27 protein-coding genes are annotated in these 25389 nt (G+C 37.0%); 11 read left to right on the top strand and 16 right to left on the bottom strand.

The window, feature by feature from the left end; all coding sequences use genetic code 11:
• Window positions 1–11 precede the first annotated feature (11 nt).
• Window positions 12–551 (bottom strand): DUF2892 domain-containing protein, encoded by a 540-nt coding sequence (locus LQ227_RS21530; RefSeq protein WP_029280631.1) that lies wholly within the window; start codon window positions 549–551, stop codon window positions 12–14.
• A 114-nt stretch (window positions 552–665) separates the two neighbouring features.
• On the opposite strand from LQ227_RS21530, the gene LQ227_RS21525 reads away from it, so the two are divergent.
• The 4 genes from LQ227_RS21525 to LQ227_RS21510 all read left to right on the top strand — a co-directional run bounded on the left by LQ227_RS21525 (window position 666) and on the right by LQ227_RS21510 (window position 3190).
• Complete coding sequence (locus LQ227_RS21525; protein ID WP_230146044.1) at window positions 666–1184, top strand: thioredoxin family protein; 519 nt, start codon at window positions 666–668, stop codon at window positions 1182–1184.
• Window positions 1185–1383: 199 nt separating this feature from the next.
• Window positions 1384–2064, top strand: a complete 681-nt coding sequence (gene ung / locus LQ227_RS21520; protein WP_230146045.1) for a uracil-DNA glycosylase — start codon at window positions 1384–1386, stop codon at window positions 2062–2064.
• Entirely contained in the window at window positions 2064–2711 is a 648-nt protein-coding gene (locus LQ227_RS21515; protein WP_230146046.1) for an alpha/beta fold hydrolase, read from the top strand. Before ung ends, LQ227_RS21515 begins: the two co-directional genes overlap by 1 nt.
• 56 nt (window positions 2712–2767) lie before the next feature.
• On the top strand, window positions 2768–3190 hold the full coding sequence (locus tag LQ227_RS21510; protein ID WP_230146047.1) for a GxxExxY protein: 423 nt from the start codon (window positions 2768–2770) through the stop codon (window positions 3188–3190).
• Between the two features lie 121 nt (window positions 3191–3311).
• On the opposite strand, the gene LQ227_RS21505 is transcribed toward LQ227_RS21510, so the two are convergent.
• Window positions 3312–3782, bottom strand: coding sequence for an Lrp/AsnC family transcriptional regulator (locus LQ227_RS21505; protein WP_025142637.1), 471 nt, complete (start codon window positions 3780–3782; stop codon window positions 3312–3314).
• 127 nt (window positions 3783–3909) lie between these two features.
• On the opposite strand from LQ227_RS21505, the gene LQ227_RS21500 reads away from it, so the two are divergent.
• Together LQ227_RS21500 and LQ227_RS21495 are read left to right on the top strand one after the other, a co-directional pair.
• Window positions 3910–4572, top strand: a complete 663-nt coding sequence (locus tag LQ227_RS21500; RefSeq protein ID WP_230146048.1) for a metal-dependent transcriptional regulator — start codon at window positions 3910–3912, stop codon at window positions 4570–4572.
• Window positions 4559–6424 (top strand): Nramp family divalent metal transporter, encoded by a 1866-nt coding sequence (locus LQ227_RS21495; protein WP_230146049.1) that lies wholly within the window; start codon window positions 4559–4561, stop codon window positions 6422–6424. The genes LQ227_RS21500 and LQ227_RS21495 overlap by 14 nt, the downstream gene beginning before the upstream one ends.
• A 126-nt stretch (window positions 6425–6550) precedes the next feature.
• Here the strand turns inward: LQ227_RS21495 and LQ227_RS21490 are convergent, their stop codons facing one another.
• Window positions 6551–7030 carry a redoxin domain-containing protein gene (locus LQ227_RS21490; protein ID WP_230146050.1) on the bottom strand — a complete coding sequence of 160 codons (480 nt, stop codon included), beginning with the start codon at window positions 7028–7030 and terminating at the stop codon, window positions 6551–6553.
• Window positions 7031–7663: 633 nt separating this feature from the next.
• Between LQ227_RS21490 and smpB the strand changes: the two genes are divergently transcribed.
• Window positions 7664–8113 carry an SsrA-binding protein gene (gene smpB / locus LQ227_RS21485; RefSeq protein ID WP_208745894.1) on the top strand — a complete coding sequence of 150 codons (450 nt, stop codon included), beginning with the start codon at window positions 7664–7666 and terminating at the stop codon, window positions 8111–8113.
• 204 nt (window positions 8114–8317) lie between these two features.
• On the opposite strand, the gene LQ227_RS21480 is transcribed toward smpB, so the two are convergent.
• The 3 genes from LQ227_RS21480 to LQ227_RS21470 form a co-directional block, all read right to left on the bottom strand.
• Window positions 8318–8974, bottom strand: coding sequence for a protein-L-isoaspartate(D-aspartate) O-methyltransferase (locus LQ227_RS21480; RefSeq protein WP_029279871.1), 657 nt, complete (start codon window positions 8972–8974; stop codon window positions 8318–8320).
• A gap of 202 nt (window positions 8975–9176) precedes the next feature.
• On the bottom strand, window positions 9177–11657 hold the full coding sequence (gene priA, locus LQ227_RS21475; protein ID WP_230151018.1) for a primosomal protein N': 2481 nt from the start codon (window positions 11655–11657) through the stop codon (window positions 9177–9179).
• Complete coding sequence (locus LQ227_RS21470) at window positions 11657–12043, bottom strand: DUF423 domain-containing protein (protein ID WP_029279875.1); 387 nt, start codon at window positions 12041–12043, stop codon at window positions 11657–11659. Before LQ227_RS21470 ends, priA begins: the two co-directional genes overlap by 1 nt.
• A 90-nt stretch (window positions 12044–12133) precedes the next feature.
• Between LQ227_RS21470 and LQ227_RS21465 the strand changes: the two genes are divergently transcribed.
• Window positions 12134–13702 carry a hypothetical protein gene (locus tag LQ227_RS21465; protein ID WP_230146052.1) on the top strand — a complete coding sequence of 523 codons (1569 nt, stop codon included), beginning with the start codon at window positions 12134–12136 and terminating at the stop codon, window positions 13700–13702.
• A 31-nt stretch (window positions 13703–13733) separates the two neighbouring features.
• Complete coding sequence (locus LQ227_RS21460) at window positions 13734–15140, top strand: DUF5723 family protein (RefSeq protein WP_230146053.1); 1407 nt, start codon at window positions 13734–13736, stop codon at window positions 15138–15140.
• A 5-nt stretch (window positions 15141–15145) separates the two neighbouring features.
• Here the strand turns inward: LQ227_RS21460 and tsaB are convergent, their stop codons facing one another.
• The 8 genes from tsaB to LQ227_RS21420 form a co-directional block, all read right to left on the bottom strand.
• A complete protein-coding gene (gene tsaB, locus LQ227_RS21455) occupies window positions 15146–15841 on the bottom strand; it encodes a tRNA (adenosine(37)-N6)-threonylcarbamoyltransferase complex dimerization subunit type 1 TsaB (RefSeq protein WP_230151016.1) in 696 nt (231 codons plus the stop codon).
• Window positions 15842–16422: 581 nt separating this feature from the next.
• The gene (gene yidD, locus LQ227_RS21450) at window positions 16423–16653 is read right to left on the bottom strand and encodes a membrane protein insertion efficiency factor YidD (RefSeq protein ID WP_215128375.1); all 231 of its coding nucleotides are present in this window, start codon (window positions 16651–16653) and stop codon (window positions 16423–16425) included.
• Window positions 16637–17035, bottom strand: a complete 399-nt coding sequence (locus tag LQ227_RS21445) for a ribonuclease P protein component (protein WP_230146055.1) — start codon at window positions 17033–17035, stop codon at window positions 16637–16639. Before LQ227_RS21445 ends, yidD begins: the two co-directional genes overlap by 17 nt.
• Window positions 17036–17102: 67 nt before the next feature.
• Window positions 17103–17261: a 50S ribosomal protein L34 gene (gene rpmH / locus LQ227_RS21440; RefSeq protein WP_010601723.1), complete on the bottom strand. Its 159-nt coding sequence runs from the start codon at window positions 17259–17261 to the stop codon at window positions 17103–17105.
• Between the two features lie 676 nt (window positions 17262–17937).
• Window positions 17938–18672, bottom strand: a complete 735-nt coding sequence (locus tag LQ227_RS21435; RefSeq protein WP_029280416.1) for a LytTR family DNA-binding domain-containing protein — start codon at window positions 18670–18672, stop codon at window positions 17938–17940.
• A complete protein-coding gene (locus LQ227_RS21430) occupies window positions 18650–19711 on the bottom strand; it encodes a sensor histidine kinase (RefSeq protein WP_230146056.1) in 1062 nt (353 codons plus the stop codon). Before LQ227_RS21430 ends, LQ227_RS21435 begins: the two co-directional genes overlap by 23 nt.
• On the bottom strand, window positions 19701–20048 hold the full coding sequence (locus tag LQ227_RS21425) for a DUF4288 domain-containing protein (RefSeq protein WP_230146057.1): 348 nt from the start codon (window positions 20046–20048) through the stop codon (window positions 19701–19703). Before LQ227_RS21425 ends, LQ227_RS21430 begins: the two co-directional genes overlap by 11 nt.
• Window positions 20049–20071: 23 nt before the next feature.
• Window positions 20072–20836 (bottom strand): LiaF domain-containing protein, encoded by a 765-nt coding sequence (locus tag LQ227_RS21420; RefSeq protein ID WP_230146058.1) that lies wholly within the window; start codon window positions 20834–20836, stop codon window positions 20072–20074.
• A 132-nt stretch (window positions 20837–20968) separates the two neighbouring features.
• On the opposite strand from LQ227_RS21420, the gene LQ227_RS21415 reads away from it, so the two are divergent.
• Window positions 20969–21841 carry a ChaN family lipoprotein gene (locus LQ227_RS21415; protein WP_230146059.1) on the top strand — a complete coding sequence of 291 codons (873 nt, stop codon included), beginning with the start codon at window positions 20969–20971 and terminating at the stop codon, window positions 21839–21841.
• A 44-nt stretch (window positions 21842–21885) separates the two neighbouring features.
• On the opposite strand, the gene mscL is transcribed toward LQ227_RS21415, so the two are convergent.
• Entirely contained in the window at window positions 21886–22275 is a 390-nt protein-coding gene (gene mscL / locus LQ227_RS21410) for a large-conductance mechanosensitive channel protein MscL (RefSeq protein WP_230146060.1), read from the bottom strand.
• Between the two features lie 165 nt (window positions 22276–22440).
• On the opposite strand from mscL, the gene rpoN reads away from it, so the two are divergent.
• Complete coding sequence (gene rpoN / locus LQ227_RS21405) at window positions 22441–23913, top strand: RNA polymerase factor sigma-54 (protein ID WP_230146061.1); 1473 nt, start codon at window positions 22441–22443, stop codon at window positions 23911–23913.
• Between the two features lie 465 nt (window positions 23914–24378).
• On the opposite strand, the gene LQ227_RS21400 is transcribed toward rpoN, so the two are convergent.
• A complete protein-coding gene (locus LQ227_RS21400; protein ID WP_230146062.1) occupies window positions 24379–25389 on the bottom strand; it encodes a type IX secretion system membrane protein PorP/SprF in 1011 nt (336 codons plus the stop codon).

Here is a 25389-nt window from a genome sequence, read left to right as displayed (position 1 = left end):
GCTTTAAAATTTTATCTGTAACGAACTTGCTGCTGCTTGTCCATCATGCCCATCTGATCCTTCATTTGTTTAATCTGATCGGCCAGTAATTTATTTTTATCCGCTTTTTTCGCTTCAGCAAGATACATGGTTGCTTCGCGTTTGTTACGCTTAGCCATTGCAATACCCGCTAAACTTAATTTTGCTAAAGCAATGTTATGATCCATTTGCATACCTAATGCAAGCGACTTTTTGAAATACTTCTCACTTTGCATCGGCGCTGTTCTGCTTTCAATTAATCCGATCAATAAATTATAATAACCATGTTGAACTTTGATCAACTGCGTTTCGTAATTGGTAATCCGATCTAAAAACATTTTTGCTTTAGGCATGTTATCTTTTCTAAGAAACCATTGTGCTAAAAGCATGTTCTCATTAAAGAAATAAGTTACAAGTACAATTATTCCCAATAAAATGGCAACAATGCCCCATGGCCAAAAGCCGAAGATAAATAAAGCTACTGCGCCACCCAGTAAAGCAAACCCCGCAATTAATCTGATAATATTTGGCATAAATTTTATTCTAATTATTTTTTTTGCAAATATCGTGTTTAAATGGCAGAAATTAGATTTTAAAACAATAATTTCATTAAAAATTTAAAAGCTCACAAAAACCGTCTCTTAAATATGAAAATCCTATTATCCATCACCCTAATCGTACTTGCAATGAATGTTTCTGCACAGGAAGTTAATAAAAAAATCCACGATCAAGTCCACAATAAAGATATTCTGATTAACGCCTGTACGCGTGAAGGAATTACCGCTTTTCCTGAGTTTAAAGAAATGTATGATCCACTTTATGCGGCGTATGTACCGGATGCAGCAACCATGATCGAACTGAAAAAACTGGTTAAAAACGAAAAAATAAAAATTGTTTTGGGCACCTGGTGCGGCGATAGCAAAGCAAACGTACCAAACTTTCTTAAAATTTTAGATGCCTTACACTTTAAAGGGAAAAACGTAGAAATTATTGCAGTAGATGGAAATAAAAAGGCTGAAAACGGCATCCTAGACGGCCTGGATATTGTAAGGGTACCAACATTTATTGTTCTTGATAAAAAAGGAAAAGAACTGGGACGGATTATAGAGGGACCAAAAACAACGCTCGAGGGTGATTTACTGGCGATATATAAGAAGAAATCTTAAACTTTTTAAGAAGATTTTGGTTCATAGTTTAATGGTCCATGGTCGATGGCCAAGGAGTTCAGACCTAATAGCTTAATACTTACGGACTCAGTTTAATAATTTATAGATAACGGCCCATGGTCTAAACTGAACACCCAAACCATTGACCATAAACTATCAAACCATCAACCATATTACATAAACATCTTACATAAAAAACATGTCTGCAGCATTAGAACCAGGTTGGTTAGCCGTTTTAGAGGAAGAATTTGAAAAAGACTACATGAAAAGCCTTAAATCTTTTTTACAGGAGGAGAAAAACAAAGGAGCCACGGTTTACCCAAAAGGTACTGATATTTTCAACGCATTAAATACCACACCATTTGACCAGGTAAAGATCGTGATTTTAGGTCAAGACCCCTATCATGGTGCTGGCCAGGCGCATGGCCTGTCATTTTCAGTACAACGCGGTGTAGCCGTTCCACCCTCGTTAAAAAACATTTACAAAGAGCTGGAAACTGATATTGAAGATTTTAAAACACCAAACCATGGGAACTTAACGCATTGGGCAGAACAAGGCGTATTGTTGTTAAATGCAACTTTAACCGTTCGTGCTTCGGAAGCAGGCTCGCATCAAAACCGTGGCTGGGAAATTTTCACTGATGAAATTATTAAAGCTCTATCTCAAAAACGCGAACATATCGTATTTCTGTTGTGGGGTAAATATGCGCAACAAAAAGCGGCTTTAATTGATCAGAAAAAACATTATGTACTTACGGCTGCCCATCCATCACCATTTTCGGCCTACAATGGCTTCTTTGGATCGAAACACTTCTCTAAAGCAAATCAGCTTTTAGTACAGAACAACTTAAGCCCTATCGACTGGAACTTACCAGCCTAATGAATACTTACTTTATCAGCGGTTTAGGTGCCGATAAAAGGATTTTTTCTAAGCTAAAGCTTAATGAAAACATCAATATGATTCATATCGATTGGATTAGTCCGAATAAAAACGAATCATTAGCTTCTTACGCCGAACGATTAAGTAAGGTGATTGACTTAAGCCAACCATTTGCTTTGGTTGGCGTTTCTTTTGGAGGGATGATTGCAGTGGAAATGGCCAAATTACTAAAACCTGCAACAACGATTATCATTTCGAGCACCATGTTAAGCACTCATCTGCCAGCATTATACCGTTTCGCAGGCAAGCTAGGTCTACTGAAATTTATCCCCGCTCAGTTTTTAAAATCATCGAACAAGCTCACTCAAAATTATTATTTCGGTACGCGTTCCAGTAGCGAGAAAACTTTGTTGAGCAAAATTATAAAAGATACCGATCCTTATTTTTTGAAATGGGCAATAGGGAGTATTTTAAGCTGGAAAAATAAAATCAGACCTAAAAACATCTACCATATCCACGGTACCAATGATAAAATTTTGTATTCGAAAATTGCTCAGCCAGATTTTGTGATTAAAAACGGAACACACTTTATGGTTTATCAAAATGCTGATGAAATTTCTGGAATTATTGATAAATTGCTCTTGTAATTCTACCAACTAACGAATTACTTAAAAATCATCCTAAAAACATTATTAACTAATTAATGGATTTTATTGTGATCAATAAAACTTTTCTCGACCAATTAGAATACAAGGTTACAGGTGCTTGTATAGAAGTAAATAGAATTCTCGGCCCTGGCCTTCTCGAAAGTGTTTACCAGAAGTGCTTAATGAGAGAACTACAGCTACAAAACATAAATTTTACTACTGAACATCCTATTATACTTTCTTATAAGGATGTGCTACTAAACACAGAGCTCAAGGTAGATTTGGTGATTGAAAACTGCCTGGTATTAAAACTAAAAGCAGTTGAGCGTATATTACCCATTCATGAAGCACAGATTTTAACCTATATGAAATTACTAAAAATACCAAAAGGATTATTGATCAATTTCAATTCGACCAATATAGTTCATAACGGAAAAAAGAGTTTTGTTAATGAATTTATGTACGATATAAACCCTTAAACATAAAAGCATGAACGCCCAACTTAGATGATCTCAGGTGGCTTAGGTGGAAAAAAAATAGTGGACCACCTTAGTCACCTCAGGACACCTTAGCATTTTAGGTTGCCGTAATTACTTAGTGTTAATACTCCAAAGGCACAATTGGTTCTTTTTTCGTGGTCGACATAATCATCATCGTTTGGAAAGTTTTAACCACAGAAATCTTACTGATTTTATCCATGATTAAACGTTCGTACGCTTTAATGTCTTTCACATAAACCTTTAACAAAAAATCGGCCTGACCAGTAACGTGGTGACACTCCGTGATTTCCTTGATTTGATTTACTTCATCCAAAAAGATCTGAATGGTGTTATTTTTATGAAAATCGAGTTGAATCTGAATAAAGGTTTTTATACCTAAACCCAGTTTTTCTTCATCTACCAAGGCATGATAACTTTTAATATATCCAGCCATTTCAAGCTTGCGTACACGCTCTAAAGTTGGTGCAGGTGATAAACCAATTTCTTGGGATAAAAGCAAGTTGGTAATTCTTCCATTCTCTTGAAGAATTCTTAAAATTTTAAAGTCAATTTTATCTAATTCAGATGCCATATGGTGTTAAAGGTATTTGAGAATACAAACATAACCAAATTATATTCTAAATTTTAACATAATTTATCATATATATTTTAAATAAAAATTTTTAGATTTACCTAAAAATAAAATTAGATAAACATAAATGCAAAGTTACACGGAAGAGAACTATCTAAAGACTATTTACCATCTGGCAGAGAAAACTACAAACGTTCAAACCAATGCCATTGCCGAGCAAATGCAAACCAAACCGGCATCTGTAACCGACATGATTAAGAAATTAGCTGAGAAGGGCTTAGTTGATTATATTAAATACCAAGGCGTTACTTTAACCGAAACAGGAAAAAATACAGCGATAGATATTGTACGTAAACATCGCTTATGGGAAGTTTTTCTGGTTGATAAATTAAACTTTAAGTGGGATGAGGTACATGATGTGGCTGAAGAGTTGGAACATATTAAATCAATTGAACTGATTGAAAGATTAGACGAGTTTTTAGGCTTTCCGAAAGCCGATCCTCATGGCGACCCCATTCCCGATAAAAACGGAAGATTTGCCAAAACCCAGTTTATTAAATTAATCGAACTAAAAATAGGTGATCATGGCACCATTACCGGTGTTACCCAACATAGCTCGGCATTTTTAAAACATTTGGAGAAACTAGGCTTAACCTTAGGTAAAAAAATCCAGATCAGCGATGTGACCGATTTCGATGGTTCAGTAGAAATCCTGTTATCCGGTAAACAAATTAATATTAGTAGAGAAGTTGCAAAACATATTTTAATCAGCAGTAATGGCAAAAACTGAATCGTTAAGTGAAGTACATCAAAGTGTAAATACAGATAAAAGAAAAGGCTGGAGAAGAATTTTAGCTTTCATTGGTCCTGCTTATTTAATTAGTGTTGGCTACATGGATCCAGGCAACTGGGCAACCGATTTAGCAGGTGGCAGTAAATTCGGTTACCAATTAATTTGGGTTTTACTGATGTCGAATCTCATTGCGTTACTTTTACAATCGTTAAGTGCCCGCTTGGGGATAGTAAGGGGACTGGATTTAGCACAGGCTTCTAAACAAGCTTATCCGCGCTGGGCCAATATTCCATTATTTGGCTTAGCACAAACCGCAATTATAGCCTGCGATTTAGCCGAAATTATCGGGATGGCCATTGGTTTACAGCTCCTTTTTGGATTGCCATTAATCTGGGGTATTTCAATTACCATTTTCGACACCATTTTATTGCTCTTTTTACTCAATAAAGGTATGCGCGCCATGGAAGGTTTTATCGTTTCGATGGTTTTTATTGTCGGAATTTCCTTTCTGGTTGAAATGTTTATTGTAGAACCCTCGCTTAAAGAAGTGGCCAAAGGTTTTGAACCCTCTATACTAAATGGTGATGCGCTTTATATTGCTATTGGGATTATTGGTGCTACGGTGATGCCACATAACCTATATCTGCATTCATCTTTAGTACAAACCAGGAAGATTGAGCGCAGCAATAAAGGAATTAAGGAGGCCTTAAAATTTAACCTCATTGACACAACGGTTGCATTAAACCTTGCTTTTTTTGTTAATGCCGCCATACTGATTCTTGCTGCAGCTGCTTTTTATAAAAATGGATTGCACGAGGTAGCCGAAATTCAGGATGCACATAAACTTCTTTCCAATATTTTCGGCGATGTTGCCCCAACCCTATTTGCGATAGCGTTAATCGCCGCCGGACAAAGCTCTACTGTTACCGGAACTTTAGCTGGACAGATTATTATGGAAGGTCACATTAACTTAAGGATTCAACCTTGGTTACGGCGCATGATTACACGTCTTTTGGCTATTATTCCTGCATTTTTCACTATATTACATTATGGCGAAAATGCACTTGGTGGCTTGTTGGTATTGAGTCAGGTGGTATTAAGTTTGCAATTGGGTTTTGCCATTATTCCATTAATTCATTTTACATCAGATAAAAAACTGATGAAAGATTTTGCAATTAAACCCTGGGTTAAAGTATTGGCATGGGCAAGTGCTTTAGCTATTATCGCATTGAATGTTAAACTGGTAATTGAAGAGATAAGTGGCTGGGCAAAAGAGGCCAACACCTGGTGGATTTATGTGATTGTAATACCAGCATTAATCCTAATCGTTTTACTCCTGCTTTATGTTTTCTTCCACCCATTATTAGAAGAGAAAAGGAATGCTTCAAAACAGCTTGTACCACATGGAAATGCTTTGGATATTGGAAAAATAGACAAAATCAGCTATAAGCGGATTGGAATTGCCGTAGATTTCTCTAAAAACGATCGAAACACCATCAGGCATGCTTTAATTCAGGGTGGTAAAGAGGCACACTATTACCTTATCCATATCGTAGAGACTGCTGCAGCCCGCTATCTTGGCAATGAAGTAATGGACCATGAAACGCAGAGTGATGCTGCAAACCTGGAGAAATACAGGGCTAATCTGGAAGATCTTGGATATGATTCTACGCCTTTTATTGGTTTTGGAAGTACCGGTAAAGCCATAGCCGATATCAGCAACAGAAATGAGATGGAGCTATTGGTAATGGGTGCGCATGGTCATAAAGGCTTAAAAGACCTTATTTTCGGCACTACGGTTGATTCTGTACGGCATAAGGTAAATATTCCGGTTTTGATTATCCGGTAAAATTTAGACTTGTCCTTTAGCTTATAACTTACTCATTGTTGTAATATAATTAACCACAGATCAAAAGGATAAACACTGATATCAAAATCCGTGCTTATCAGTATAATCTGTGGCTAAAAAATAAGATTATTTACCTACTACCGTCATTAGCTTTTTTACGCCACCATCTCCCGATTGGTACATCAGCAATTTACCAGTTGAAGAATATAAGTACATTGATGGGTATTGTTTTGGCAAAAAGGTTGGGATAAACATGCGTTTTTTGTCCTGCAATACCAATACATTGGGCTTGGTGTTTAAACCTTTGGCGTAAGAATTGAAAAACTGCGGAATGATATAGCCCTCATCCATGGTAATCATGTAAATATTAACATCTTTAAACTTGGCGTAATTGGTGTTCAGGTTTTTACTTTCCCTCTGGCAATGCTCACAAGTACAATCAAATAAGATAAAAAGGTTCTTTTTTCCCTGTTTAATATCATTATTTGAAAATGGTTTTCCATCCAGTTTGTAAAAAGTGAATTGTGGCAATAAAGTAGGTTGCTGTGCTTTTACCTGAAAAGTAACGGTTAACAATAAGATTAAAAGTAGGTTCCTGAATTTCATTTTTGAGATTTAAAGTCCAAACTTAAACGAATAAATACGAACATAATAATATATCCTTAGCTTTTACAAACAGATGAACATTTTTATTGATTCCTAACCTGGGGTTTTAGTTTAAAAATCGTCGTCATCTCGACTGAAGCGCAGTCCCGAACTTTCGGGAGAGAGATCTATCGAGACAGATTTAGCTTCGCTGAGCCTTCGGGTTCTCGACTGCGTTGCACTTCGCTCGAAATGACGACCTCTTACCACTTCTCCCATAAAACAAGAGCCTGGTTGGCGGATGAAAGGGCTAAGCAGGGGCCATTCTTATCTATGGGCGGGATGAAGGGCTTGAGTCTCTTGCACGGGCCCATCTTAAATAAACCTGATTGACGCGGAAACCAAAAGCTTTTTCTGCTTTTGTTGGAGCAAAAGCAGGACTGAGGCTGCCAAAAGAACTGTCCATACATTTCCAAATCATAAGACCCTAAAAAATATTGCAGTTTGCGTAAAAAATAAACTGTGACCGCTACAAGCCTTAACTTAATGTGATTAAAACTAAATTATCACATCAATTTTTAGGATATTTGCAATCCGGCATATATATTTTATGCCATTGCCGAATATTACAACAACATATACTTTATTACAATTTTGAAAAACGACATCAACATAAAGAATAAAAGAGCATATTTCGACTACAATCTTTTAGATAAATACGTAGCAGGGATTGCCCTTTTAGGAACTGAAATAAAAGCAATCAGACAAGGTAAAGCCAATATGACCGATGCATTTTGCATGTTTATTGGGGGGAACCTTTATGTACGCAACCTTCATGTTTCGGAATACTCACACAGTTCTTTCTATCATCACGATATTAAACGCGACCGCGCCTTATTACTGCAGAAGAAAGAAATTAGAAAATTAAAGCTTAAAGGCGAAGAAAAAGGTTATACCATAGTTCCATTGCGCATTTTTATCAACGAAAGAGGTTTCGCTAAAATAGAAATTGCACTGGCTCAAGGTAAAAAAGAATTCGACAAACGCGATAGCATTAAAGATAGAGATACCAAACGTGAGTTAGATAGAGCGATGAAGAGATAGGTTAGTTTGGAGTTGAGGGTTTAGAGTTTGGAGCTATTTTTCGTGGTGTCAGATATTCTTATCTGACACTAAATCTATTTTTGCGCTTTATTCACCTAATAGTCAATCTTTTCTTAATATACTTATTAGTCAGATGGTAACATCTGACTGCACATTTAAAATTAGGAGTTTAATTTTTACTTAAACTCCTATCTCCAAACTTGTTTACCACGCTTGGTCGCCCACTAAAGGCACAAACCTAAAGGTATCCAACACAATTTTTTCGTAGTCGGTTTCGCTTACGCGGATGACAGTAACCATTTTCTGGGTTTTCTCATCTCCTACCGGAATGACCAGAATGCCACCTATTTTTAATTGCTTTAATAAGATTTCTGGAACCAAAGGAGCACCAGCGGTAACGATTATTTTGTCGTACGGTGCATGAGCAGCAATTCCTTTCGAGCCATCACCACAGTAAAAAGTAGGCCGGTAGCCCATTCCGGGTAAAACCTGAATGGTTCTGTTGTAGATATTCTCTTGTCTTTCGATGGTAAAAACATTTGCGCCCAGTTCCATTAAAATACAGGTTTGATAGCCTGAACCCGTTCCGATCTCGAGTACCTTATCTCCTTTTTTAATGTGTAGCAGTTCACTTTGGTAAGCAACCGTATAAGGCTGGGATATAGTTTGCCCATCACCTATTGGAAAAGCAATATCTTTGTAGGCTTGGTTCCAAAAAGTTTCATCAAAAAAGAAATGACGTGGAACTTTACCTATGGCTGTTAACACATTTTCATCTTCAATTCCGCGAGATTTTAACAACTCAACCAGTTTTTTTCTCGCTCCACGTTCCCGGTAATTATCAACAAATTTATACGCCATGAGCTTCAAAATTAGCTTTTTTTAACGGGGGATACAATGATTAAATGAGAGATTGTTTCAATTATTGGGTTATTAAATAATGATTACCTGAGTTAGAGAATGATACATTATCCACATCTGAGAAGGATTGAATGAGCGAATTATTGAATGAGAGATTGAACAAACCCATCCAATCATTCAAAATTCAGTCATTCACTCATTTCTAATACGGATCCACATCTATTTGAGTAAAAATGCCTTTAAATTCTTTGGTAGCGTTAAATTGAGTCAGGGTTTCTCTCAATGCATCTTTAACTTTTTGAATGGCAGTATGCTTATCAGCCTTGATAATGATCTGTTTGATATAAAGATTGCGAACACGACTTACCAGAGGTTGCTCTGGACCTAAAACCCGTTTGCCAAATTTTCCTTTAAGGATATTTGCAAGCGTGAATGCCGCATGATCCAGTACATGAGAATCTTTATGTTTTACATACAAGAATATCATTCTGGAAAAAGGCGGATATAAAAATTTTTCCCGTTCTACGATTTCGTCGTTGTACATGCCTTCATAATCGTTGTTTACCACTTGCTTGATAATACGGTTTTCGGCATCATAAGTCTGAATACAGACATTCCCTTGATCAGCCCTTCTCCCTGCCCTACCTGCAACCTGCGCCAATAACTGGAAACTCCTTTCGTAGGCACGGAAATCAGGATAACCTAAAAGCGTATCGGCATTAATTACCCCAATAAGGTTCAGGTTATCGAAGTCCAGCCCTTTAGCTACCATTTGTGTGCCGATTAAAATGTCGGTTTTCTTTTCTTGAAAATCGTTTAAGATCTGTTGGAGCCCATTTTTTGTCCTTGTACTATCCATGTCCAACCGGGCAATGGTAACTTCAGGATAAAGCAACCTGAGTTCTTCTTCAATACGCTCAGTACCAAATCCTTTTTGCTCTACATGCACCGAACCACAGGCCGGACAGATATTTACGCTACTTTGTTGATAGCCACAATAATGGCAATGTAATTTACCACTGCTTTTATGATAGGTTAAACTTACATCGCAGTTTACACATTTTGGAGTATAACCACAGGTAGCACAGATCAGGATAGTAGCGTATCCTCTTCTATTCTGAAATAACACAATCTGTTCCTTTTTAGAAAGCGCTAGGTCGATATCTTTGATCAAGACACTCGAAAAATACGAGCTCATTGTTTTTTTCTTCGTTTCTTCCGAAATACTTACCACCTGCTGGTTTGGAAGCTGAACACCACCGAAACGTTCCTTCATCTCTACAAGTCCATATTTACCTTGTAAGGCATTATAATAACTCTCAAGTGATGGTGTGGCAGAGCCTAAAACCACTTTGGCCTGATGCAGATAACCTAAATAAATGGCCGCATCTCTTGCCTGGTAGCGTGGTGCAGGATCGTATTGTTTGTAAGATGGTTCGTGTTCCTCATCAACAACAATTAATTTAAGGTGTTGAAAAGGAAGAAAAACGGCTGAGCGAGCACCAAGAATTACCTTGTAGGCGCCTGTCCGCACTTTATTCCAGATTTCTACCCTTTCGCTATTATTGAATTTAGAATGGTACACCCCGATCGAATTTCCAAAATAACGCTTAATCCGTTCTACAATCTGTGTCGTTAAGGCAATTTCGGGCAACAGGAACAATACCTGACCATCTGTATCTTGAATAATCTTTTCAATCAGCTTGATATAAACCTGTGTTTTTCCAGATGCGGTAACACCATGCAGCAAAACCACCTCCTTCTCTTCAAAATATTGATTAATCTGACTCAATGCCTTCTGTTGCCCTTCGTTCAGTTCGAAATTCACACTGAATTCTTCATCGTGAGCGGCCAGGCGACTAACCGGCCTTTTCATCACCACAAAAATATCTTTGTCGGTTAAAGCTTTTAATGCTGCTGGTCCACAATTACTTTCCTCTAAAAGCTGCTCTTTAGAGATCGGAAGATTTGATTTTTGCAGTTTCAGGTAAGCCAATAAAGCGTCTAATTGTTTAGGTGCCCTATCCAAAACATTAAAAAGCTGTTTCAGATTTTCTTCATCACTATAAAAATCATTTAATATGATGAACGATTTAAGTAAAGGTTTATATTTTTGCACCACCTCCTCAGCTACGAGAATCAATTCTTTATCGAGCAAATGATTGATGATCGGATATACTGTTTTCTGTCCAAGGAGCTTGGAAACATCATTAACAGTAAGTTTCTGTTGCTGTTTCAGTGCATTGATAATGATTTCTTCCTTATCGGTAAGTTCGGTATCTTCATTGTAATCTTCGCGAAGAATCAAGATCGTTTCGCTGGCCAGTTTTAAACTTGCTGGCAAAGCAGCCGCCATTACATCACCTTCATTGCACATGTAATAATTGGTCATCCATGTCCAGAATTTAAGCTGCATGGGTGTAATTACAGGCTCAGTATCTACTACATCGATAATATATTTTGCCTCATAAACCGTTGGGGGTACAGTGCTGATGCCGCTAATTAAAGCGGTATAAATTTTATGCTTTCCAAACTGAACAACCACACGTTTTCCGACGGCAACCTGATCGTTTAAATCGAAAGGTACCCGATAAGTATAGTTTTTCGCCAAAGATAATGGCAAAATAACTTCAACAAAAAGTGTTTCTCTTTCTGCAAAAATATCATTTTCGAAAGTATTCATTATTTATCTTTAAATGCTGCAAAAAAGAGCATTATCCATCCCAATACAAATAAAAGCCCACCAATTGGCGTTATTGGACCAATAAATTCAGTAAATCCTAAATGCGATATGCTTCGGGTAGCCAATAAATATAACGACCCTGAAAAAAGGATAATCCCAAACGTGAAGCAGAAATAAGCGATATTAATGAGCTTGTTTCTGTAACGTGCAAAGGTAGAAAGGTACAATAGTGCAAATGTATGATAGAACTGATAATCAACACCTTTTTGCCAAATTTCTAATGATGGCCCATCAATTAGGGCCTTTAGGCCATGAGCACCAAATGCACCCAGCAGAACAGCAACAGCACCAAAAAAAGAAGCAGTAAGGATTATTCGTTTATTCATAGTTATTTGCTAGTAGCAATCGCTAAATTAATAAATTGACAAAGAACTTCTCACTAATCAATGTAATAAATTAAATTTGTTGCACAGCAGATGAAAAAAATCGTAATTCTAATAAGTGCATTATTTTTAGGTGTAGCCTTTATGGCCTACGTCTATTTTTCGAAATTGGGAATTGATAATGATGCGAAAGATCTGGCGCTGCAATCGGCAACCAATAATGCCGCATTGGTATTTTCTTTTCAGAACGATAAAGGTTTTTACGACATCATTGAAGGGCAACAGCTTATCCAACAGGTTTTAGGGAAGGATAAAATGAACCTGTTAAAACAGCTAAAAACAAGTATCATCGACGATAATCTGCTAAACAGATACCTGAAAGATCAGCAGGTTTATATTAGTGTACTGCCCGACTCGAACAAAACCCTGAACTTCTTAATCACCGTACAGATACAACGTGATAATGACATCAAAAAATTTTACGAACAGTTAAAATTAAAAAAAGCGATTAGCGAAAAGGCTAAAGACCTATACACGGTGAAGCTCAATGACAGCTTATCGGTTTATTTAGGCGTTCATGACCAGGTATTAACAGCTTCAACATCGCTCAAACTGATCAATGATGCCAATGTACGTTTAACAGAAAATCCCTTTACCGAATATATTAAGCAGAATAACCGTCAAATTAAAAATGTGCTCACCCATGTTTATATCAATTTTAACCAGGCGCCCTTACTACTCAAAAATATTATAGCCGGCAACATTAATGGAGAAATTTCAATTTTTAATAAACAGAACAGTTTTGCCGTGCTTAATTATAATTTCAGTAAAGAAAAAATCCTTTTCAGCGGCAATACAGAGTTAAAAGATCAGTATAACTACCTTAAACTATTCGAAAATACCACTGCACAAAATACATCTATCCAAAATATCCTGCCTGATAATACAGCAAACTATGCACTTTATGCCTATGATGATTACGGTAAATGGCTCAAAAAGTTGAATGGTTGGCAGGAACAAACGAAAATACTTCCCAAAACCAATGCGGTAATAAAAAAGGTAAAAGATGAATACAGAACAGATTTAAATCTGATTTTTACTACTTATACTAAAAATCAATTTATTCTTTTTCAGTTAAGCACCAGCGAAAAACTGGGTGCAATTATATTATCAGATGGGGAAAAAGTAAAACAGTTGTTGCTTGATGTAAGTGCAGATTACAATGAAGAGATTAAGCTCTTTAAATCGTCTGATATCCTATATAGTTACTTTGGCGAACCATTTAAAAAATTCAGCAGGCCATATTATACTATTGTAGATAATAACTTGGTTGTGGCCAATAATGCGAGTACAGTTCAATCATTTTTAAATGATTATAAGCATAACAGGCTCTTAATACAGACCCCACAATATTTAGATGCAGTAAACCAGATTTCAACTACTTCGAATGTGAGTTATTACATCAACACCAAAAATTCGGCAGATATTTTCAGGAACAATATTCAGCTTCCATTTTATAAACATTTGAGGGCCGATAGCGGTTTAAAAAATTTCGATACTTTTTATTACCAAATGAGTGCAGACAAAAACAAGTTTATCACTAACTTGCTTTTAAACAAATATTTAAAGCCAGAAATACCAGATTCGTTAAGTAACCGTTAATAAGGAAACAAGCCCAGAAAAACTATTTTACATGAAGAAACTTTTACTTGCGTTACTGGCATTAGCCAGCTTCGGGGTTGCAAATGCACAACAATATGCACTTTTTGGCACCAAAACAATGTTTGATGCCTTCGAAAACCCATCTCAAAAATCTTTCACCCTGGATTCATCGCGAAGATTTTCTTCCAATTTTTTCCTGCCCTATTTTGGAACAAATGCCATTAACAAAGGAAGCTCTAAATTTGCGATAAGAAAATTAACACAGGAAGGTGTTTTTGATACAAGAAGTTTACCGATTGGTACCGGAGAAGTGAACCATTTTTTCGAAAACAGCAATATTTATGTAGCTGCATTCAGACTTTTCAAATCTTATAAGTATCAAAAGGAGATGGGTTTTTCGTGGCAGATCAGGTCTGATGCACATATAGATTACACAAATGAAAGTCTTGCTATTTTCGATTCTTTTGAAAGATTTAACAAAGGACAGCAATATACCGGAATATTCGATTCTAAAGGGTATGAACAAAGTTACCATCAGTTTAGCTTTACCTACAGGGAAAACTGGGACAAGAGGCTTGCTTTTGGGCTAAAGGCGAGTTTATTGAGCGGAATTTTATACAACAAACTCGATATAGCTGATTCTTATTTATTTATTGATCCAGCTGCTTCTGCATTATTGATCGGACTGAATGGTAACTACTCGAGCAATTTTTCTGATTTTGACGAGGTAAACAAGAAAAACTTCTTTCCCAATTTTAAAAATCCTGGCGTATCATTAAGTTTTGGAACGAATTATACCACTAAAAAAGGCTTGTTTTTAATGGCCAATATTAAAGATTTAGGTTTTATCTGGTGGCGGAGCAACACACAGCGCACTACGATAAATCAATCTAAAATAATTGAAAATCTAGAGGATCAATCTAATACCAACCAGGAAATAAAGGACATTTTTCTGCTTTCTGAACAGAGCAAAAAGTTTTTAGCACCTACCAATGCCAAACTGGATATTTATCTATCTAAACGCTATGGATTTTACAAACCAGGGTTGGCCGTTTCGAAAAATCTGTTTTACAAAGGTGGAGATATTGCTTTTGTAAATACTTTTATTGCTAATGATTTTTCGGGAAGTATTACCCCATTGTATAACTTAAACGGTGTTTTTATGGTTGGACTGCAGGCAAAATACCAAACTCCGAATTTCGAATTATTTATAGGCACCGACAATTTAATGGCTACCAGTTTCCAAACCATGGGCATGATTAAAAATGATGCTACGGTAGGCAGCGGTCCAAATGGCGCTTCTTTTTATATGGGTGTGGGCATTAAATTCGGTAACGTGGTTAACCATCCGCAGTTTGCCGATGTAATACCTGGCATAAATGATAATGAAGGCGGAAGTTTTTTTAAAAGTTTGTTTTCGATCTTTAAAAGAAGATAACCGACTTAGCCCTGTGCTTGTTGTTTTTTAGATTGCGTAACGACAAAATCTTTCAGGTAAAAAGGTTCGAAATAGGCTACATCTTCAAATTTACCGTTGCTGAAAGCTTTGTTAGCTAACCGCGACATGTATGTTGCAGCATTGAAATTAGCCTCATCAAACTTTGCATTTTGGTGTGTTAAAACTTCAGCGCACTTGGCTGCTCCATCGCCTAAAAAAGTAACAGTTTGCGGTGAAAGATAATCAGTGAAACTTGTTTCATCAATAATTTTTGCTTCAGTTGGCGTGATTACGTTTAGAGAACGGTCGAAAATTGAGGTATACACTTCCATTCTGCGGGCATCGATCATTGGACAGATTAAACCAAAATAATCAGGATTTTCAATTAAGAAACCTGCAGCCATCATCTCTAGCGTTTCAATAGCGATTAATGGCTTATCTAGCGCATAACAGAGTCCTTTTGCCGTAGAAACACCAATTCGAAGCCCTGTATAAGACCCTGGGCCTTTACTTACCGCAACAGCATCCAATTCCTGATAGCTTACGCCTGCCGTTTTAAGCACCTCATCAATAAACAGGGTTAAATTAGCAGCATGTAGGTTTTGTCCTTTTTCTTCTTTAAATGAAATCGTTTCGCCGTTGATAGATAGCGCTACAGAACAAATTGCAGTAGCCGTTTCTATTTGAAGTATTTTAGCCATTGCGCAAAGATAAGTAAAAATGAAAGAGAAGATAAGTTTAGAGTTGAGAGTTTGGCGTTTGGAGTCAATTAACCGATTTAAACAATTAACTGGGGCAATTATCCATCGTGGTGTGTCATCCTGAGGGTTAATTAATTGTTTAAAATCAACATGAGTGACGTACAATTGATGTCTTTTGCCATACGTCACGATCTTGCCTCGGCTCACCGCCGCCGAAGGGCTCTTTCTTTTTGGCATCAAAAAGAAACAAAAAATGCCGGCTGAAAATTTTTCTTTCGAAGCTAGTGGGTTGGCTTGAGGAGTGCGGCCCGAAAAATTTGTTAGGCTGGGTTTAAGTAGAACGGGGATACGGTGCTGCGGCCTAGTTGGGCGGAAATACAAAATCTGTTAAAAGATTGATTAATAAAGTCTTGTAAAATAACGTCAATGGTAGCGTAGTCGAAGGATCTTTACTCGAATTTCGACTCAATTTAACCAACTTACAATCTAAAAGATTCTTCAGCTCGCTCATATCCCCTGCCTCGAAACGACGAATGTAGTATGAACTAATGACTAATGAACAACTGAACTAATAAACCCATCTAAGGAACAGGATCGTGACCATGTTTGCCCCATGGATGACAACGACCAATGCGCTTCAGTGCCATCCAGCCACCTTTAAATGGGCCGTGCTTTTTAATGGCTTCTATCCCATACTGCGAGCAAGTTGGCGTAAACCTGCAATTTGCACCCAGCATTGGCGAAATGGCATATTGATACACCTTGATTAAACCTAAAAAAAACCATCCGAAAATTTTATTGATGAATTTCATTTGGCTGGATTAAATTTTGAAAACGTTTAAAAGTAGCAATCAGTTTTTTCTCGATAAAGGCAAAATCATATTTTTCTTTACCCACAAACTGAATAGAAATCAAAAGCAATCCCCTATCATTAGGTAAAGGCAAATATAATTTATCTTGTTTATTTAGGCGATAAGCTTCGCGTATGCGGCGCTTGAGCAGATTGCGATCTACTGCCCGTTTATATCTTTTTTTAGGAACGTTGATTACCACCTGCGCTTGCACATCAGCCGGTTGATCGACAAAAAGATAAGAAATCCGGAAGGGGTATAATAAAAAAGAAGAACCGTTTTTAAACAACAGGTCTAAATGTTTCCTGCTGCATAACCGTTCTTCTTTCCTGAATGTGTACATATATTTTTGATTGATAACTGCAGATTTTGATCTGCCGATCCCGAATTAACGGAAAAGCAATCAAAAATTATGCTTTATGCTTGCGTTCGTCAGAAACCGTTAATCTTTTTCTTCCTTTAGCACGACGTGATGCTAATACTCGTCTGCCGTTAGCTGTTGCCATTCTTTCGCGGAAGCCGTGTTTGTTTCTTCTCTTTCTTTGCGAAGGTTGGTATGTTCTTTTCATGACTGTATATTATCTATTGTAAAATTAAGAGGTGCAAATATAAAGCGATTTCTCTACAAATGCAAGAGTGATTAATTATTATTTTTTCTATTTAAGTGCAAATGTAATAATTCTTTTGAAAAAGATGCCCAGTGGGTACTTAAAATATGTGCTTGTATGTTTTATTATTTCACCAAACCTCCTACAGAACGAAATATAAATATTTTTTTTCCACCCATGATCTATCCGATGCAATGTCATCCTGAGGGTTAATTTATTTTATAAAATCAATATTAATGACAGGAGAATTTAAGAGATTAAATCCCCTCCAAGTATCGTCATTGCGAGAAGGCTTTTTCAGCCGACGAAGCAATCTTACAACGATCGCTACTAGCGTGCGCATTAAGATTATTCATTTTTGCAGTTGCTTTTAAAGGCATTCATGAGCTCACTCTGTTCGGTTATCTTCGTGCCTCGCAATGACGACCTTTCTAGGGAGGTCTGTCAATGGTAGCGTAGTCGAAGGGCAAAAAGATTGTAACGGAAAGCAGGGCCAACAATAATTTTAGCACTCAATTGCTTTCCAAAAAAGATCTTCATTTTCCCTATCAGTTGCCATCTCATCAACCAACAAAAAACTCAGTAATATCATTTCGGTCGGTGAGACACCAACCGATAGATTCATTCGAAGGGTAAATTACAAGCCCAACGCGGCTTTCAATTTCACGTAGCCGGTTTTGCTTACAGGCAGCCATATATCAGACTTTAATAACACAACATAACTATCTTTCTCTTTTAGTTCTATTTTGGTCACCTGGGCCAGGTTAATGATGTATGACCTATGGATACGGATAAACTGGCTCACATCGAGCGTTTGTTCGAAATAAGCCATCGTTTTATTCTTATAGAAAGCACCGTCAACAGTACTTAATTTCACATAATCATCATCAGCCTCTAAATAGTTGATATCGGCAACAGGAATAATTTTAATTACACCATCTTTTTTAACCACTACCCTATTGTTTTGTGCCGGACTTAAAGCCGCTGCATCCAAAACAGCCTCCGTATTTTCGGTTTGATTTAATTTGTTCGGCAGTTTTTTAATGGCCGCATCAAAGCGCGATTTATCGATGGGTTTAAGCAAATAATCTACTGCATTAACCTCAAAAGCTTTAATGGCATATTCATCAAAAGCTGTAGTAAAAATTACTGCAGGTTTATCTTCAACGAGCTCGAGCATTTCGAAACCGCTTATTTTAGGCATTTGGATATCCAGAAAAATTAAATCAGGCTTATGCAGGGTAATGGCTTTTAAACCTTCGAACCCATCACCACATTCGGCTACAATCTCTATTTCTGCATGATCTGAAAGGTAATATTTTACAATATCTCTTGCTAAAGGCTCATCGTCAATTAGTATTGTTCTGATCATTTTTTTGTGGAATTTTTAGGGTGGTAATATATAAATTATTTGCCTCAATATCGGTTTGCAACAGATGGGTATTCGCAAATAACAGATATAACCTGCGTTTAATGGCACTTAAACCAAATCCTGTTCCTCCGGCAGCCTTCATTTCTGGATCAAAAGGATTTTGTACCCGGATCTGCAAAATATTATACTCAACGGTAACATCTATCTTGATGGTAATGCCTGCGGAAGTGTTATAAAGTCCGAATTTAATAGCATTCTCTACAATGGGCTGCAATAGTGTACCTGGCAAACAAAGGTTTAAAGTATCTTCAGCCACATTAACTTCGATATTTAACCTGTGGCTAAACCTCACCTTCTCAATATCAAGATACAATTGGATGTACTCCATTTCCTCTTCTACCGAAACCCACAATTCGTCATCACGTTTTAGGGTTCCACGAAGAAAAGAAGCTAATTTCATTATCATTACGCCTGCCTCTTTCGGATTAACCATGGTAAGTGCAAATACCGAGTTTAAGCTATTGAAAAGAAAATGCGGCTGTAATTGGTGTCTTAACTTATTTAACTCGGCCTCTTTGGCTAAACTTTTAGCTGCCGATAGTCTTTCGTGTGTTTCTGATTGCTCTTCTAATCTATACCATAAAATATTAGCCAAAGCACACCAGGCTAAACACATAAAAGAAATTAAACCCCTAAAGGCAAAAGAGAAATTATAAAAATCTTTATATTCCTTATAATCAGAAAAAATATAGAGCACCACATATTTTGAAGCGAAAATAATCACAAAAGTAAGCGCAAGCGTGATGATCAGTACGTACAGTATCCGCTCATTTTTTGGCTGGTAATACCCAAGCATGTTACTGATGCCAATGCAGGCCAAAGCCAATAAAAAATTATTGGTTAAGCTATCGGTTATTGATATCCACCAGGAAAAATTAACTACATAATGCAATCCTGCACCACACAAAACAGTCCACACTATTGCTATGGTAAGCGATATTTTCTGTATTTGCGGAACGGATAAAGGTCTAGTTGTCAAAATGGTTTTGATTAGTTAATGATTTATTGCGGTGCGCTAGCTTTTCCAGGTATTGCGCAACCGATTTTGGCTCAACAATCCTGGAACTTACTTCTACACCATCAGCAAGTTCTTCCACTGCCGATATTCCACCTACACCTAAAAACTTCCATACCACTTTATCACCATTACAATTATTAAAAGATGGGTTAAAATGTACAGCATTTAATTTGGCTTTATCTAAAGCCTGCGCAATCCCCTCTGCCTGGATTAAACGCGTTTGTTCATTAAACTGGGGCGTATGTTTTCCCTCACCACAAATTACCTGATAGATACAATTTACTGCAAACCATTTCATAGGCGATGTTTTATAATAAATGTTTAGAAACTTTTAATTTCGATCCCTCCAAATAAAGCCGTCCCATCTAAAATCAATGTTTTTTTCATCTCTGCAACCGGCATTACATGCGATCTTTTATCTTCAACGCTACCAAATAATGCCGTTACGTTCGATTTTATTGCCCAGTTTTGTGGTACAATTAATTTGATTCCTCCAAAAACTGCCGTTACATCAAGCGACACCGTTTCAGGGAAATCAGCCTGAGTCATTACAATATCTGCTCCTCCAAATACAGCCGTAATATCGCCGCCCTGAAAGTTTTTAGAGTAGACCGTTTGGTTACTTCCCCCAAAAACGGCCATTACATCAATAAGATCATTATTATTTGTGGTCTTCTGATCGGCAGCTGTATCAAAATCGAAATCGGCTTTATGCTTATCTTTAGGTTTTTTCTTAAACACAAAAGCATCCTTTGGTCTGAAGATTAAAAACCCACCTACTATAACCAAACCAATACCTAAAGCGTATTTAGATAAATCAAGATCTAACCCAGGTATATTACTTAAGGTATTGTAAGCGCCGATCAAAATCAAAATTAGCCAGGCTATTCCTTTAAAGTTACGACGAACGCCGATAAATACACCAAGTGCAATTAAAAAATTAGACCAGCTGAATATCCATCTCGGAATATTTAGTCCCATGTTGTTCAATAGAAATGCAAATCCGATGATGACTATGATGAAACCACTCCAAACTCGTCCTGAGTTTTTAATGTGGTTGTTATCGTTTTTATTAAGATTATCCATGTGTGTTCATATTTAATAATCCAAAAGTATTGATAAACAATACATCATAATATACACAAGGTGCAAGAACTCGGTAAAAGACGGTAAGTGCCCTTATTTTATCGGTGAAAATTATTTTGTTATTTTGATGGTATGAAATTTTCACTATTAATGTTTGTTTTTGCTATTTCTACCAGCTTATATGCACAGGAAATAAGTAACCATTATAAGATTTACGATGTAAAAAAACAGAAATCCATTTCAATGAACGATATTGTTACTGATATGGACAAGGCTGATGTTTTATTCTTTGGCGAAGATCATAATGATTCTATAGGTCATTATCTGGAAGCAGCGCTTTTTAAAAGACTTCATTCAAAATATCCATTAAAAACGGTACTGTCTTTAGAAATGTTCCATACCGATGTACAACCTGAGGTAGACGAATACCTGGCAGGATTAATTTCAGAAAAGAACTTTATCAAAGAAGGCAGGGCCTGGGGCAATTACAAAGATTATAAACCTTTAATGGAGTACGCCAAACAAAATAAGCTAAAAGTTATTGCTGCAAATGCCGCTGCGCGTTACAGCAATGCCGTTACCATGGGAGGGCTTAAAGTTTTAGAAAATTTCCCAAAAACATCATTTAATTTTTTACCACCCTTACCCATTGATACGGCTCAGGGTAGGTATTATGAAAAATTTACAGAAACTCTGGGTGGCCACAGCATGGGCTCGATGAAGATTTACCAAACGCAAAATTTATGGGATGCGACCATGGCATGGTCTATAAATAAGTTTCTTAAGGCAAACAGAGGCTTTAAGGTTTTTCAGCTTAATGGCCGTTTCCATAGCGATGAAAAACTGGGAACATTAGCAAAACTTGCACAATCAAATCCAAAATTAAAAATCCTGAACATTTCGTCATTTTCTGACGAAAGCTTTGCCAATCCCAATTGGGAAAAATTTAAAAATCTTGGCGATTATATCATTATAACCGATCCAAGTGTAAAAAGAAGTTATTAAAGCAAAAAAGCCGCCCCTTTTTACATCTGGGACGGCTATTGATATTATGCTTTTGCTTTTAATAAATCTCTGATTTCGGTTAAAAGCACTTCTTCTTTTGTAGGTACGGGAGGAGCCGAAGGCGCAGCTTCTTCTTTCTTTTTTAAATTATTGGCACCTTTAATAATAAGGAAAAGAACGAATGCAACAATAATAAAGGTGATTACCTGCGAAAGGAAATTCCCATATTTTATCGCGGTACCTGCAATGGTAAGTTTGCTTAAGTCTTCCAGTCCTGCTGCTTTTAGTGCCGGCCCCAAAACCGCTGGAGTTATTATATCTTCAACCAGAGAACTAACAATTTTGCCAAATGCAGCACCAATGATTACACCCACAGCTAAATCGAGTACATTTCCCTTAACTGCAAATTCTTTAAATTCTTTAATAATGCCCATATTTCATTAAGTTTTAGTTTTTTATTACTAAAGTAGCAAACATTAAACTCAATACAAACGTTTAGCAAATAATTTTAAAACCAAACATATCGATAGCATTTAAGTCAATTCAGCAGAATATCTGAAATCTATTGTTTATTTTTGCCCCATCCTTTTATATTTACTATGCTTAAGCAACACTTACAACAAAAATTATTACAAAAGTTATCACCGCAACAAATACAGTTTATTAAACTGTTGCAGGTGCCAACCGTTGCTTTAGATACCCGTGTAAAAGAAGAACTTGAAGAAAACCCAGCGCTTGAAGACCCAAGCTTAATGACTCAGGATGAGCCAAAGAGTGAATATGATGATCTGAATGACGGGCCCGAAGATTACGAACAATCATCAGAAGATACCAGCATGGATGAATTTAATGTAGATGATTATTTACAGGACGATTCTACCAACGATTATAGCACCAACTATAATAATGGCGATGACGATGAAGAGAAAAAAGAAACTCCAATTGCCATTGAAAGTACTTTTTTTGAAAGTTTACAGGAGCAATTAGACCTTATTCCATTATCCGATCAGGATTTCATTATTGGTAAACAGATTATCGGGAGTTTAGATGATGATGGTTATTTACGCCGTCCGCTGGGCTCCATGATTGATGACCTTGCCTTTTCTCAGAATGTTATGGTTGAGGAAGAGGATGTACTGGAAATGTTAAAACTGATTCAAAGTTTCGACCCTCCAGGCATTGGTGCAAGAGACCTGAAAGAATGTTTGTTGATCCAGTTAAAAAGGAAAGACCCGAACAATCCGATTATAGTAAAAGCAATGAATGTTGTAGAAAACTATCTGGATGAGTTTACGCGTAAACATTACGATAAATTAGAAAAAAGCTTAGGTTTAGATAGTGAAGAACTTAAAGAGGTTGTAAACGAAATTTTGCGTTTAAACCCAAAACCAGGTGATGCCAATCAGGTTACCACCAAACAAATGCAGATTATTCCTGATTTCCATATCAGTAATAATGATGGCGTATTGATTTTGACGCTAAATTCGAAAAATGCACCAGAACTAAAGGTAAGCAGATCTTACCAGGAGATGTTTGAGCATTACGACAAAGCTTCATCAAAAGATAAAAAGCTGAAAGAGGCCGTGCAGTTTGTAAAGCAAAAATTAGACTCCGCCCGATGGTTTATCGATGCGATTAAACAAAGACAACAAACTTTGTTAAAAACCATGAATGCCATTATGCACTACCAATATGAATATTTTTTAACAGCCGATGAGCGTAAAATGCGCCCAATGATCTTAAAAGATATTGCCGATAAAATTGATATGGATATTTCAACCGTATCAAGGGTGGCAAATTCTAAATACGTGCAGACTGAATTTGGTACTTTCTTATTAAAATCATTCTTCTCAGAAGCAATACAAACCGAAAATGGTGAAGAAGTTTCGAATAAAGAGGTTAAAAAAATATTGGAAGACTGTATTGGGAACGAAGATAAACGCAAACCTTTGGCTGATGAAAAATTAACCGAAATTTTAAAAGATAGAGGTTATAACATTGCCCGAAGAACCGTTGCAAAATATCGTGAACAAATGAATATTCCGGTAGCAAGGCTAAGAAAAGAACTTTAGCCAGTTGGCAGTTATCTGTTTACAATTCAAGTTTACAGTTACTTATTTAAATTATTGAATTGTAAATTGCCAAAGAAAGCGTTGCGAGCCAAATATAACTAGTGTATTTATTGTGACTGGGAAATGAACAGTTCTGTGTGCTTGGCCGTCTGCAGTCCTGCCATTCGCTATAGTCCCGATGAAACCTGTGAAACAAGCAAGCACACCATAAAAAGCGAAAAATAGTGCTTAAATCGGGAGCTGCCGCTGCTGTCAGGTTTAAACACAAAGTTGGTGCACCCTGCAACCTCAAAAATGAAAAACTGCCCTAGCCATTTAGCCCCGGTTGCAGCGCTACCCTGCAGCGAGGAGGTACGACGAAGCGAAGCGTAAAAGCGAAAGACGGGAGGAAACTTCCTGTTCTATACAGGTTTTGCGCTCCGATTTACAAGCTGAATATTTTGCAGAAGCCTAAACACCAGCATGTTACCACATTTTAATATACGATGGCACCTTATAGATATTATTCAACAATAGGCCCAATACAATTTCATGGCTGCCGTTACTCACCTGATTTAATTGTGAAGTGGTAAAATCGTACGAATAAGTTAAATTAACCATTTTCCCAACATTGAAACCTGCCATTGCTGCAAACGAATCATCTTTACGATAACTCCCTCCTAACCATATTTTGTCTTTAAAAGCCAGTTTAAGGTTTAAATCAACAGAAACCGGTGCAGGTGATACGTATTTTACCATCACCGATGGTATTGCAGCAATTTCATCATCAAAGAAAAACTTATATCCTGCCGTAGCAAAATAATGTGGTGCCTCTTTGCCTAAATTATAACTATTATCGCCGGTGAAGCTTAATTTTTGTGGTAAAATCTGCTGTACCGATAAACCGGCAAACAACCTTGCGCCATATAACCATAAACCAATACTCAAATCGGGTTTCACCTGGTTAATCAGCGCCCTGTTCATAATCGGATCTATTGGTGTGTCGAAAGTAAGTGCATTTACATCTAACGAAATACTCGAAATGCCCGCAGCAACACCTGCCGAAAGATTAAAATTATTACTCAATTGAAGATGGTAAGCGTAAGTAACGTTTGCGTCCAGTCTTTTTATTGGGCCAGTTTTATCCAACACGGCCGTTACCCCCATTCCATGATGCGATGGCGACGACATGTAGTTTTGCATATAATTACGGTCCATCGGATTACCTGTTTGCTCGGGGAAAGAAGTTAGCGCATTACTCCACAATTGATTATCGCCCAATGCCCAATGTGCCGATACAAATGAAGTTTGAGGCGCATCGGTAATACCTGACCATTGTTTACGGTAACCGGCTTTAAAATCAACGTAATTTTCAATTCCTGAGAGCGCCGGATTTAGCAGATACTGATTAAAAATGTATTGGGTATACTGTGGCTTTTGTTGTGCAAACCCCTTAAATGTTGCAAAAAGTGCAAATATGATGATGAGCTTCTTCAA

The sequence above is a fragment of the Pedobacter sp. Bi27 genome (assembly GCF_918698255.1).
Lineage (GTDB): Bacteria > Bacteroidota > Bacteroidia > Sphingobacteriales > Sphingobacteriaceae > Pedobacter.
Note: the sequence above shows the minus strand (reverse complement) of the source record. Positions and strands in the feature narration are given on the sequence as shown.